This window comes from Priestia sp. 179-F W1.4 NHS (assembly GCF_045369295.1).
Taxonomy (GTDB): domain Bacteria; phylum Bacillota; class Bacilli; order Bacillales; family Bacillaceae_H; genus Priestia; species Priestia zanthoxyli.
The window spans coordinates 35,487-48,132 of sequence record NZ_JBIQFF010000001.1 but is presented as its reverse complement, the minus strand read 5'-3'; the positions used below and the strand labels follow the sequence as shown (position 1 = coordinate 48,132).

14 protein-coding genes and 1 riboswitch are annotated in these 12,646 nt (G+C 39.3%); of the genes, 6 read left to right on the top strand and 8 right to left on the bottom strand.

The features are described 5' to 3' along the window. Nucleotides 1–154: 154 nt before the first annotated feature. From ACH0CI_RS00250 to ACH0CI_RS00240, 3 genes are all read right to left on the bottom strand, one after another. The gene (locus ACH0CI_RS00250) at nt 155–1,342 is read right to left on the bottom strand and encodes an MDR family MFS transporter (RefSeq protein ID WP_221831915.1); all 1,188 of its coding nucleotides are present in this window, start codon (nt 1,340–1,342) and stop codon (nt 155–157) included. 158 nt (nt 1,343–1,500) lie between these two features. Beyond that, nucleotides 1,501–1,656: a hypothetical protein gene (locus ACH0CI_RS00245; protein WP_013059527.1), complete on the bottom strand. Its 156-nt coding sequence runs from the start codon at nt 1,654–1,656 to the stop codon at nt 1,501–1,503. Between the two features lie 12 nt (nt 1,657–1,668). After that, the gene (locus ACH0CI_RS00240; protein ID WP_013059528.1) at nt 1,669–1,932 is read right to left on the bottom strand and encodes a YtzC family protein; all 264 of its coding nucleotides are present in this window, start codon (nt 1,930–1,932) and stop codon (nt 1,669–1,671) included. Nucleotides 1,933–2,101: 169 nt separating this feature from the next. On the opposite strand from ACH0CI_RS00240, the gene mnmL reads away from it, so the two are divergent. Then, complete coding sequence (mnmL, locus tag ACH0CI_RS00235; protein WP_406900746.1) at nt 2,102–3,064, top strand: tRNA modification radical SAM protein MnmL/YtqA; 963 nt, start codon at nt 2,102–2,104, stop codon at nt 3,062–3,064. Next, entirely contained in the window at nt 3,061–3,630 is a 570-nt protein-coding gene (gene mnmM, locus ACH0CI_RS00230) for a tRNA 5-(aminomethyl)-2-thiouridylate-methyltransferase MnmM (protein ID WP_406900745.1), read from the top strand. The genes mnmL and mnmM overlap by 4 nt, the downstream gene beginning before the upstream one ends. Nucleotides 3,631–3,642: 12 nt before the next feature. Here the strand turns inward: mnmM and ACH0CI_RS00225 are convergent, their stop codons facing one another. After that, nucleotides 3,643–4,701: a tetraprenyl-beta-curcumene synthase family protein gene (locus ACH0CI_RS00225; protein WP_028411844.1), complete on the bottom strand. Its 1,059-nt coding sequence runs from the start codon at nt 4,699–4,701 to the stop codon at nt 3,643–3,645. Between the two features lie 31 nt (nt 4,702–4,732). Beyond that, entirely contained in the window at nt 4,733–5,509 is a 777-nt protein-coding gene (locus ACH0CI_RS00220) for an alpha/beta fold hydrolase (protein WP_013059532.1), read from the bottom strand. Between the two features lie 107 nt (nt 5,510–5,616). Here ACH0CI_RS00220 and ACH0CI_RS00215 point away from each other — a divergent pair, with 107 nt between their 5' ends. The 3 genes from ACH0CI_RS00215 (at nt 5,617) to ACH0CI_RS00205 (ending at nt 8,024) form a co-directional block, all read left to right on the top strand. Continuing rightward, the gene (locus tag ACH0CI_RS00215) at nt 5,617–6,144 is read left to right on the top strand and encodes a gamma carbonic anhydrase (protein ID WP_028411845.1); all 528 of its coding nucleotides are present in this window, start codon (nt 5,617–5,619) and stop codon (nt 6,142–6,144) included. Between the two features lie 191 nt (nt 6,145–6,335). Further along, nucleotides 6,336–6,860, top strand: coding sequence for a phosphatase PAP2 family protein (locus ACH0CI_RS00210; protein ID WP_028411846.1), 525 nt, complete (start codon nt 6,336–6,338; stop codon nt 6,858–6,860). Nucleotides 6,861–6,878: 18 nt separating this feature from the next. Beyond that, nucleotides 6,879–8,024 (top strand): glycosyltransferase family 4 protein, encoded by a 1,146-nt coding sequence (locus ACH0CI_RS00205; protein ID WP_406900744.1) that lies wholly within the window; start codon nt 6,879–6,881, stop codon nt 8,022–8,024. A gap of 33 nt (nt 8,025–8,057) precedes the next feature. On the opposite strand, the gene metK is transcribed toward ACH0CI_RS00205, so the two are convergent. Continuing rightward, a complete protein-coding gene (metK, locus tag ACH0CI_RS00200) occupies nt 8,058–9,260 on the bottom strand; it encodes a methionine adenosyltransferase (RefSeq protein ID WP_013059536.1) in 1,203 nt (400 codons plus the stop codon). Between the two features lie 132 nt (nt 9,261–9,392). Beyond that, nucleotides 9,393–9,510, bottom strand: a riboswitch (SAM riboswitch). 374 nt (nt 9,511–9,884) lie between these two features. Here metK and pckA point away from each other — a divergent pair. After that, nucleotides 9,885–11,474, top strand: a complete 1,590-nt coding sequence (gene pckA / locus ACH0CI_RS00195; RefSeq protein WP_028411848.1) for a phosphoenolpyruvate carboxykinase (ATP) — start codon at nt 9,885–9,887, stop codon at nt 11,472–11,474. A 34-nt stretch (nt 11,475–11,508) separates the two neighbouring features. On the opposite strand, the gene ACH0CI_RS00190 is transcribed toward pckA, so the two are convergent. Together ACH0CI_RS00190 and ACH0CI_RS00185 are read right to left on the bottom strand one after the other, a co-directional pair. Further along, nucleotides 11,509–11,751 (bottom strand): DUF2584 domain-containing protein, encoded by a 243-nt coding sequence (locus tag ACH0CI_RS00190; protein WP_028411849.1) that lies wholly within the window; start codon nt 11,749–11,751, stop codon nt 11,509–11,511. Between the two features lie 54 nt (nt 11,752–11,805). After that, nucleotides 11,806–12,588, bottom strand: coding sequence for an alpha/beta hydrolase family protein (locus tag ACH0CI_RS00185; protein WP_028411850.1), 783 nt, complete (start codon nt 12,586–12,588; stop codon nt 11,806–11,808). Nucleotides 12,589–12,646 lie beyond the last annotated feature (58 nt).

Genomic DNA, 12,646 nt, shown 5'->3' with positions numbered 1-12,646 from the left:
CTAGCCCCCCAAGAAGTCATATAATTAGAAAACGCTTACATTTTTAAAGGTATATACTCCTTTCTTTGCTTGTCACGACCCTTACTATATTATTAAAGGAATACTGAAGACATTCCTACGTTTATTGAACAGTCAAAAATAAAACCACCTCTATTTATTTAGAGATGGTTAGTGAACGCTGACGTTTTTCTTTTAATTTATAATCGTATATCCATGTTGTACACATGCTCAATAACAATAATGCAATTAATAAATAGCACAGGGTAGACATATTAAACGCATCGAAAATAACGCCTCCAAAGAGAGGGCCAATCATTTTACCTGCAGTAGCCATACTGTTGACTACGCCTTGATAAAACCCTTCTTTTCCTGATGGAGCTAACTGACTTGCGACAGCTGGAATTGCTGGCCAAACAAACATTTCTCCAACTGTTAACACAATCATTGCTGTTAAGAACTGCGAAAATGTTGTGGCATTCACCACGATGATGAAAGAAGCCACAAAAATAACCGTTCCAATTAGAACCTGTACTTTTAATGTCTTTGCTACTTTTTGAATGATAGGCACAATCAAAGGCTGACCGACTACAATTAAAATGCCGTTAATCGTCCAAAGCAAACTGTAGCTAGAAAGAGGTATATTCAACTCACGCGTATGCGTAGCAATCGTTGTTTGCCACTGAACATACGCGACCCAGCATAATACGTATCCTGTACATAAAATAAGAAGGGCCGTCAGTTTCGTTTTGTGCTGAATACTACCGGCTTCATTGAGGACATTCGTTTGCCCAACTGTAACCGAAATATGACGGTATGAAAAAATAGCAATAAGAAGAAAAATAACGTATAAAATTGTATTAGCTAAGAAAATATACGTAAATGAATAGGATGCTACAACGCCCCCTACCGCTGCGCCAATAGCCACTCCTGCATTTTGAGCAACGTACATCGCATTAAATGCTTTTCTTCCGCCTTGTGGCCAGACTGAGCCTGCCATTGCATACATAGATGGAAACACAATACCAGATCCAAATCCTACAATAACCAAGAGAACAACGTATGTAGGCCAACCATGGAAAAACACCAGTCCCACTAATGCAACAAGGGTAATAATAATTCCTGATAAAATGGATTTATATCCTCCAATTTTGTCAAAAAGCGTTCCCCCTAGTAAATTACCCACTACGCTTGCAGCAGAGTTCAGCATAAGAACCACTCCTGCAACGGATAACGACTTTCCTAAATGTTCATTTATATAAATTGTATTGAGAGGCCATAAAAACGAAGCTCCCGTTACGTTTACAAGCATACCAATAATCAAAAACCAAAGTGACTTGGGCATTGATCTCCCCCCTATCTATTCGAATGCCAACGTACATTCTAGTCTTTTCTTAAAGGGTTCGCAATGCTTTTACATATAGACAATTTATTTGAAATTCGCTGACTATTTAAAAAGGTGATTTCACATGACAATATCATGCAAAATCACCTTTTTACCGCTTATTTTTGCTTCGAACGAACCGGCTGGGCACGCTTGCTGTTCCGTGCTTTTAATTCTTTTACAGGATCAAAATCTTTTCCTAGCTCAATATCATTGCTGTTGATCCCGTTTTTTGTTTTTTGTTCCGGGTTATTTTGATTTGAACGAGTTGCCATAAAATCCTCTCCTTAATGCTGAGTTGTAATCAATTTATTTTGCAGCTGCTGAACTTGCAGGCGCATGCGATATAGCTGCTCTCTTTGCTGTGCATTTGCACTGTGAGAAAACTCTTCAATTTCTTTATAAGCATTTTCTAATTTTTCCTGTGCTTTTGTATATTCAGTGTCATTGTAATGTTCTTGTTTCATGCCTTCCTGTAACTGACCTTGTCCAAAGCGAATAGCATCTTCACACTGCTGCATAAGTTGATCCACTGCTTGACGAGTTGTCATTGTCTATTCCTCCTATTCGTTCATTTCTGTCTTATTTTGCGCAACTTTACTCTCCTTTACGACAAGAAGAACCTGTTAAATATAAGCATCCTTAAATTTGTTTGGCACTTTTTCACGTTTTTGATACAATTTGTTGATGTATATTGCATGTAAAAAGGAGGTTGCTGATTTGAATCAGACAAACCCATTTCCGTATAAATCTGAAAACAAACGTTATCATACCTGGAATTATTACTTACGTAACCACTTTGGCCATAAGGTATTTAAAGTAGCCTTAGATGGAGGATTTGATTGTCCAAACAGAGACGGCACGGTAGCTCACGGCGGCTGTACGTTTTGCAGCGCTGCCGGTTCAGGAGATTTCGCTGGAAACAGAGCGGATGATCTTGTGACACAATTTAACGAAATCCGTGAAAAAATGCATCATAAATGGAAAGACGGAAAATACGTTGCTTACTTTCAAGCATTCACTAACACTCACGCTCCTGTTGAGGAGCTTCGTGAAAAATATGAAGCGGTCTTAAAGCTTCCCGGAGTTGTTGGGCTTTCTATCGCCACGCGCCCTGACTGTCTCCCCGACGATGTGGTGGAGTACTTGGCTGAATTAAATGAACGAACTTATCTATGGGTAGAACTTGGACTGCAAACTGTTCATGAACGAACTTCACTGCTTATCAACCGGGCACACGATCATCAATGCTATGTAGATGGTGTAGCAAAGCTTCGAAAACACGGTATTCGCGTTTGTTCTCACATCATTAATGGTTTGCCTTTAGAAACACCTGAGATGATGATGGAAACGGTACGGGAAGTAGCAAAATTAGACGTTCAAGGAATTAAGATTCATCTGCTTCATTTACTAAAAGGAACTCCTATGGTCAAACAGTATGAAAAGGGCCTTGTTGAATTTCTTTCATTTGAAGAATATGTAAAGCTTGTATGCGATCAGCTCGAAGTAATCCCTTCTGAGATGATTGTTCATCGTATTACCGGTGATGGACCGATAGACCTCATGATCGGACCGATGTGGAGCGTAAATAAGTGGAGCGTATTAAATGCCATTGATCAAGAGCTCGAACGTCGCCAAAGCTATCAAGGAAAATATTACGAAAAAGAGTTGATGGAAAGATGAAAATAGAACGTATCCTGCCTTTTGCCCGCACGTTGCTCACTAATGCTGTGGCCGAAGGAGATGTCGCGATTGATGCTACAGCAGGAAATGGACATGATACATTGTTCTTAGCCAACTTAGTCGGAGATACAGGTCATGTATATGGATTTGACATTCAGCCCCAAGCCATTCAAGCAACTCAGCAGCGATTGACAGAACATCATGTAGAAAAACGAGTCACGCTTATCCAAGAAAGCCATAGCAATATAAGCATGCTTCCCCACTCTATTAATGGACGAGTGACGGGCGCTGTCTTTAATTTAGGTTATTTACCAGGTGGAGATAAAGAAATCGTCACCACTTCTGAAACAACAATTTCTGCAATTGAGCAGTTACTTGATTTGCTAGCACCTGAAGGAGTGATTGTGCTCGTTATTTATCACGGACACGAACAAGGGAAACAAGAAAGAGACGATTTACTAACGTACGTCCAAAATCTGGATCAAAAAGACGTCCATGTTTTACAATACCGCTTCATGAATCAGCAAAACAATCCTCCGTTCATCATTGCTATTGAAAAAAGATAAGCCGCATATGGCTTATCTTTTTAACATTCGGTACAAGCGTCCGTTGATATAGAAAAAGTAGCTGAGTGCTCCCCCCGCTTTGATTAATCGACGTGCATTCACATGAACATGTTTTTGTGCCCTCACTTTTTGATCGGACAAATAAACGCCTAGGAGTCCCTTATAGATAAAGCAGTGAAAGTGATAATCCGGCAGTTTTTTAGCATATTCGTCCGCTTTTACAACAAAATGCAAAAAGCGGTCCATCATTTGCTGATAGTGAGGATAATAAAAACAAAAGTTCAAATCTCCTCCTGCTTTATCTTCTTCTTGGTCAATTAAATAATCGAGTAAAATATGTAAACCTTGAATATAAGGAAAATATCCCGCTTTTATTTTCTCCGTCATTTCTTTGGTCATCTCTTCTTGAAAACTGTAAGCGGCCAAACAAAAAATGCCTAACGTTGAACCAGAGCACGCTGAAAATTCATACCACTCCATTTCAGGAACACTGTGCCGGTGAGCATCAAACCAATTCTCTAATCGTGGAACTCTTTCCTTGATTTCAACATGCTTATGTATTTGCAAATCACAATAATAAGTAGCTAGTTCTAATAAATGTGAAGAGACGATATGGTAATTACAGGCTTTTCGCAAGGACTGCTGACAAGTCTGGACAAGTTCCGCTAAATATCCTCCATCGTCTTTATCCGTTCGAAAACGATAGTAATCCCCAAGAGGTGCATGAGGAGTCAACGCATCTGGCATCGATTCATGTAAGGCTGCAAAATCTTTAGGATCGAGCGAATTGCTGCGGTCACATAAGTTATCTAAGTAATCGCTGATTGTTTGGTAGGCAACGATAAATTTTACGCATTCAATCATGTTTTCTTTCGCTAAAATCGATAGGATGCCGCCTCCTTCACAATGAAAAGTTTTTGTATCGATACTTGCCAATGCTTGAGTGCGTAATTCTTTATTAGGAATCTCTTTTGCCCGTTCCCGCCAATGGTTAAGCTCATGATGAACGACGGGAAACACTTCTCGATAAATTTTTCTCATTAATGAAATAGGACGAGACGGAATCTTCATTTATTTTCACCTCAATTTCTGACAGCACTCATTAAATGTGAAGATCAACAAAGCTTTTCGCGTATGTAAAAACGTATTCTCTTTCAGGCTCATTAAAGATTTCGTGATACAGCTGAGACCATTCTTTGTAGATTTTTTCACTTAGCTCTATTTCATCAAACCACTGTCTAACAATCAACTTTTCAATAATTTTATCTTCTCCTGCCTGCATCACAAGAAGCGGAACATCCGGCAAACGATCGATATCTTTAAAAGCTAAGTTAACAGCTTGAATCAATTCTCGGTACCATCTTACAGAAACTTTTGTAACGTACAGTGAGTCGTTTTCATCTTCATCTCGAACTTCTTGATTTCTTGTTGCTTTTTCAACAGTAAGACCCAAATCAAAAAGTTTGTTCGGCATGACTTTATTTAATCCTTTAGATAACATATCTAAGTAAGCTGGTACTTGCTCTTTTAATCCTAGACAAGGTGAGGAAAGAATCGCACCCCATATAGGAAGATTTTTTGTCTGCAGCGTACGAATAACCGCCAGTCCTCCCATACTATGTCCTAACAGGAAAATAGGCAAATCATATTTTTGCGCTTCACGTACCCATTCTTCCACTTCATATACATATTCATCAAAGGATAGGATATGTCCTCTTCTTCTCGTTGTTAAGCCTTGGCCAGGAAGGTCTCCCATGATTACGTGCATTCCAACCGAACGCCACATCTCAATCAGCCAGCGATAGCGCCCGTGATGCTCCGCTGCTCCATGGACCATGACAATAACGCCTTTTGGATTTACTGCTTCCCATTTATGCATTTGAGTTACTCCTTCTTCCTTTTTTTGTTTACCTGCTTTAAAAACCTTTGTACACTTACATTAGAAGATTTACTACTTTTTTTCAACTAATAAAGGGAGATGATTTGATGATTTATCCGTATAAAGAAAAAATGCCTAATATTGCACCCAGCTGCTTCCTCGCAGACTATGTCACGATTACTGGAGATGTCACCATTGGTGAAGAAAGCAGCATTTGGTTTAACACCGTTATTAGAGGAGATGTTTCGCCTACTATTATCGGGAAACGAGTAAATATACAAGATCAATCAACACTCCATCAAAGCCCAAATGCTCCTTTGCTTATTGAGGATGATGTGACAGTAGGACATCAAGTTATTTTACACAGCTCCATCATCCGCAAACGCGCGCTCATTGGCATGGGCTCTATTATTTTAGACGGTGCGGAAATTGGTGAAGGTGCTTTTATCGGTGCAGGAAGTTTAGTGCCTCCCGGTAAAAAAATACCACCTAATACTCTCGCACTCGGTCGACCTGCTAAAGTAATCCGCACTCTGACTGAGGAGGATTTAAAAGATATGCAGCGCATTCGTACAGAATATGTAGAAAAAGGGCAGTATTATAAGTCTATTAAGAAATCTGATTCTTCATTATAAAGGAAACGTTCCCTCAGAAAGTCATACTGAGGGAATTTTTTTAGTATCTCCACAAACTCTCTAATCATGTTCTATTCTCTCCACAATTGTAAAGAAATTTCCATATTAATTTACATCGTTTTAGTACTGCCTCCACAATTAAAGATTAAACTGAATAATAAAGACGTATTTATTAAAAAGGGAGCGACTCTATGAAAGCCAAGTTAATTCAGTATGTATACGATGCCGAATGCCGATTATTCAAAAGTGTAAATCAACATTTTGATCGAAAGCACTTAAATAGATTTTTACGTTTACTAACTCATGCCGGCGGAGCCACGTTTACCATTGTGATAGCGTGCTTGCTGCTATTTCTGCATCCTTCATCCGTCGCTTACGCCTGTGCGTTTTCTCTAGCCGTTAGCCATATTCCTGTTGCCATTGCTAAGAAGCTATATCCGAGACAACGGCCTTATATTCAACTAAAGCATACAAAAGTATTAGAAAATCCATTAAAAGATCATTCATTTCCATCGGGGCATACAACGGCTATTTTTTCGTTAGTTACCCCTCTGATGATTACTTACCCAGCCTTCGCTGCCGTTCTTTTGCCGCTTGCAGTAACGGTAGGCATTTCAAGAATTTATCTCGGTCTGCACTATCCGACGGATGTCATGGTAGGCCTGATACTCGGCATCTTTTCAGGTGCTGTTTCACTGAACATATTTTTAGTCTAATTGATAGGAGGAGTACTCATGAGAATTGCTTTATTTACAGATACATTTGCTCCGGAAGTTAACGGAGCTGCTAAAACACTTTATCAATTTACTCAGTATGTCAAATCAAAGCAAATTCCCATCCAGGTATTTGCTCCTGAATTTGCTCATAATCGGTCGTTTTCAACGTATGTTCACCGCTCGCCTAGCATGCCGTTTTTCCTTTATCCAAACAGCCGCTTTTCATTGCCAAACGTTCTAAAAATTAAAAAGCAGCTGCAGGAATTCAACCCTTCTCTTATTCATTTGGCCACTCCTTTTACGATGGGGCTTTGCGGCTCCTATTACGGGAAAAGATTAGGTATTCCTCTTGTCGGCTCTTATCATACCAATTTTGATGATTATTTATCTCACTATGAACTTGAAAAAATGCGTGTACCACTGCAAAAATATATGAAATGGTTTTATAAACCTGTACAAAAATTATTCGCTCCCTCCGAAGTGACCAAACAGCAGCTAGAAAAACAAGGGTTTCACAACGTAGCTATTTGGTCGCGAGGGGTAAATCATAAATTGTTCCATCCCCACTATGACCGCTTTGATATTCGTATTAAATATAATATAAAAAAACCCTACATCTTAACGTATGTAGGAAGGTTAGCTAAAGAAAAGAACGCTGATTTTTTACTAAAAATTGCCCGATCTTTACCTGATCATATCCGCCACCAAGTTCACTGGCTTATTGTGGGAGATGGTCCTTTAAAAGAACAAATGCAACAGCAAGCATCTGAGCATATGACATTTACAGGCTTTCTTGAAGGTAAGCAACTTGCTCATATCTATTCTTCATCTGATTTGTTTGTTTTCCCTTCAGAAACAGAAACGTTCGGAAATGTCGTACTGGAGTCTCTTGCTTCTGGAACTCCCGTGGTGGCAGCAAATGCAGGAGGAGTTAAGCAGATGGTTCAGCACGGGCGAAACGGCTACCTTTGCAAACCTCACTCCTTAGAAGAATTCAGTTCGGCTATTACAGGTTTACTTGATGATTTGCACCAGCGGTTTCACTTTAGCCATGCAGCGAGACACTATGCTCTTACTCAATCATGGGACGCCATTTTTCAGCATTTGCTTTCAGAATATGAAGATGTCGTAGAAAAATCTGCTGAAGGTATTCAATGGGCATAAAAAAAATCTCCGTTTTCACGGAGATTTTTTTTATTATTTAGCTAAAGCTTGAGTTTTTAATGCTTCAGCTTTGTCTGTGAACTCCCAAGGAAGCTCCACATCTGTACGACCAAAGTGACCGTAAGCTGCTGTTTGCTTATAAATCGGGCGACGTAAATCAAGCATTTTAATGATGCCTGCTGGACGTAGGTCAAAGTTTTTGCGTACTACATCTACTAGTACTTCTTCAGAAACTTTTCCTGTACCGAATGTATCAATTGAAATAGATACTGGCTGTGCAACACCAATTGCATATGCTAGTTGTACTTCACATTTATCAGCAAGATCAGCTGCTACAATGTTTTTCGCAACATAACGAGCTGCATAAGCTGCTGAACGGTCTACTTTTGTTGCGTCCTTACCAGAGAATGCACCGCCGCCGTGACGAGCATATCCGCCGTAAGTATCAACGATAATTTTACGACCAGTTAAACCAGCATCTCCTTGAGGGCCGCCGATTACGAAACGTCCTGTTGGGTTAATGAAATATTTTGTATTTTCATCAATTAACTCATTTGGAACAACTGGATTAATTACATATTCTTTTAAGTTACGTTGAATTTGCTCTAACGTTACTTCTGGGTGATGCTGAGTTGAAATAACAATTGTATCGATGCGAACAGGTTTGTTGTTTTCATCATATTCAACTGTTACTTGTGTTTTACCATCCGGGCGAAGGTAAGGAAGAATTTCTTCTTTACGTACTTCTGTTAGACGGCGAGCAAGTTTATGAGCTAATGAAATTGGAAGAGGCATTAATTCTTTTGTTTCGTTACATGCATAACCAAACATTAACCCTTGGTCTCCAGCTCCGATTGCTTCGATTTCTTCATCGGACATTTGACCTTCACGTGCTTCTAACGCTTGGTCTACACCAGCAGCGATATCAGCTGACTGCTCGTCGATAGATGTTAATACTGCACAAGTTTCAGCATCAAATCCGTATTTTGCACGAGTATAGCCAATTCCTTTAATTGTTTCACGAACTGTTTTAGGAATATCCACGTAAGTAGAAGTTGTAATTTCACCGCTTACTAAAACTAAACCAGTTGTTACGCTTGTTTCACAAGCAACACGAGCATTTGGATCCTTTGCTAGGATAGCATCAAGAATTGAGTCAGAAATTTGGTCACAAATTTTATCGGGATGTCCCTCTGTAACAGATTCTGACGTGAACAGACGACGTTGTGTTGACATCAGTTTTCCTCCTTATAAATACGATACATTGTGATACGGTACTCATTCCCTTATTTTCATTACACGTTAAAAAATATAAAAAAACCTTTCCTTGTATCGAGGAAAGGTATCAAATTCTACATAAGCCTTTCACTCTTATCGATCAAGGTTGTGCCCTTGCATCAGGTTAGCACCTTATCGTCTACACAAAAAAATGACGATGGTTGCTGGGTTTCACAGGGCCTGTCCCTCCACCAGCTCGGGATAAGAGAGTATCCGTTCAAGGACATATAATACATGAAAAAGCGCTTCACTGTCAACAACATTCAAATGGAAATCATCTCTTTATGTTTGAATCTGTTTTAATGTAACATACTCAAATTTAAAAATAGTATACCTTATTAAGAGTGAACACGAAGTTTGGTTAACAAGACAGACCAAAAAAAGGCTTTCACTTGAAATAGCTTCACTTTTTTCGCTTCTAGCACATATACATGTGTCTAAAATAGGTATAACGTACATTTTTTTATAATGCACAAACATTTTTAGTTAAATAGTATAGAATAATTAAATAAATGTGTTATACTAATTATAAATTTCAAACATTAATGAATAAATAATAGCTAAAAAAGGAAGGTAGTGCACATGAGTACTGTTGATATGTCTATCGAATTAAATGGTTTGCTTCAATTAAAAACAACAAAACACCAATTATCTGTTCCACAACTTGTTGAAAAAATTCTAGCTCGACGCGAAGGAACGCTGACTTCTACAGGTGCTGTGTCAGTCGAAACCGGAAAATATACAGGCCGCTCTCCTTTGGATAAATTTATTGTAAGCGATGCTGTATCTTCAAAAACGGTTGAATGGGGACCCGTCAATCAGCCAATTTCTGCTCAGCGATTCGATGCGCTATACAAAAAAGTCTTAACCCACTTAAAGAAGCAGGATGAACTTTTTGTTTTTAATGGATATGCTGGAGCTGATAAAAAGTATCAGTTACCAATTCAAGTAGTTAATGAATTTGCATGGCACAACCTATTCGCTCAGCAGTTATTCATTCGCCCTTCAGCTGAACAAAAAACAAATGATGATGTGAAGCCGTTTACAATTGTAGCAGCTCCAACGTTCAAAGCTGATCCTGAAACAGACGGGACGAATTCTGAAACCTTCATTATTCTTTCATTAGAGCGACGCATTGTGCTAATTGGAGGAACTGAATACGCTGGTGAAATGAAAAAATCTATTTTTTCAGTGATGAACTTCTTGCTTCCTCAAAACAATATTCTATCCATGCACTGTTCTGCTAACGTAGGAGAAGAAGGTGACGTTGCATTATTCTTTGGTTTATCTGGAACGGGTAAAACAACGCTTTCTGCTGATGCAAACCGTCGTTTAATCGGAGATGACGAGCACGGTTGGTCAAGCTCTGGTGTATTTAATATTGAAGGAGGCTGCTACGCGAAGTGCATTCAGCTTTCCGAAGAAAAAGAACCGCAAATTTTTAATGCAATTCGCTTCGGCGCAGTACTGGAAAATGTAGTGTTGAATCAAAATACGAAAGTAGCAGATTACAATGATAATAGTTTAACAGAGAATACTCGTGCCGCTTATTCAATTGACTCTATTGATAATACGGTATTGCCAAGCGTTGCTGGGCACCCTACAGCTATTGTCTTTTTAACTGCTGATGCCTTCGGCGTCTTACCTCCAATCAGCAAGCTTACAAAAGAACAAGCGATGTACCATTTTCTGAGCGGATACACTAGTAAGTTAGCTGGAACAGAGCGCGGCGTAACATCGCCACAGGCTACTTTCTCTACATGCTTTGGTGAGCCTTTCTTACCTCTTGCTCCAACAACTTATGCAGAAATGCTAGGAAAGAAAATCGATGAACATAACGTAAATGTCTACCTTGTAAACACTGGATGGACCGGCGGTGAATACGGCGTGGGTGAACGAATGAAGTTAAGTTACACTCGAGCTATGGTTCAAGCAGCTCTTGAAGGAGAACTAGCTAATACCGAAACAGTAACAGATGCTATTTTTGGTTTATCGATTCCAACTCATGTTCCGGGAGTTCCTGATGAAGTGCTTCAGCCTTCTAAAGCATGGAACGATGCAACAGCTTATAACCAAAAAGCAACTGAACTTGCCGCTAAATTCAAAGCGAACTTCAAGCGTTTTAATGATGTAGCATCGGACATTTCAACATTAGGCGGACCTAGAGTCTAATAAAAAACCGATCGTCTTATAGACGATCGGTTTTTTAGTTAGTCGAATGTAATTTTGTCAGTTCATATGTGACAATGGTTTTTTCCTGCTCCATTTCTACCTTACGCACAACAGCAGTTCCAATACATTCTCCATTTTTCGTTTTGTGAATGTTTAATGGAATATCCAACGGATACAAACGATATCCTTTTTTCTCAACTTGAAAAATGTTATCTGTTACACGCTTTTCGTTGCCTTTTGTCACAATCATTGTATTTAATTCTAGCGGCATCCCCATTTTCTCTCACTCCTCACTGTTATTCTACTTGTTTTTTCTATCGTAGCATATCTTTTATTGCGCTTTCATCCACTTCGTTAACTTCTTTACCGTTTCTCGGTTTTCTTTTGGTGGAAAAGCATGTGGAAAGTTTTCAAAATACCAGCTGGTAACTTTTTTATTGGACTTCTTTAGTTTAGATTCGAGCTGATAGGAATGATCAATTGAGACGTTTTTATCTTCTAAACCATGAATAAGCAAGACCGGCGGCTCGACGAGATGAGCACGATGCAAAGGTGTCCTCCATTCGTATCTTTCAGGATATTTAGAAGGAGTTCCTCCAATCACCCGCTTCATCATTCTTCTTAAATCTTCTCTTTCTTCATATGTCAGCACCATATCCGTGACGCCTCCCCATAGCACAAGAGAACGGCTGTCTTTTTTTTCAATGGCTGTGAGTAAAGCCATCACTCCCCCTCGTGAAAACCCAAAAATATGAATGCGGTCATGGTGGACGTTAGGGAGCTGTTTCAGTAAATCGTAAGCAGCAAAAGCATCGTAACGATCATCTCCTGCAAAATCTTCGTTTCCTTCGCCTCCTTGATTTCCCCTATAGAACGGAGCCATCACAATAAAACCTTGTGAAGCAAATTGAATGAGTCGAGCAGGGCGAACCGTTCCTACGTTCTTAATACCTCCTCTTAAGTATAAAAAGCCGTCATACATTCCTTTTTCTTTTGGCTCTGCAAGCATTCCTTTAATCTTAAGCCCTTGACATGCATATGTAATCACCCACAGCGTCACGCGAGGATTTGATGATGGGAAACGCTGTTTATGAAGAATTGTTCCATCTTTCATTTTTTTCCTCCATTCTTTATATAACTAGCCTACTTTCTTCCGCTAAGGTTTACTTTCA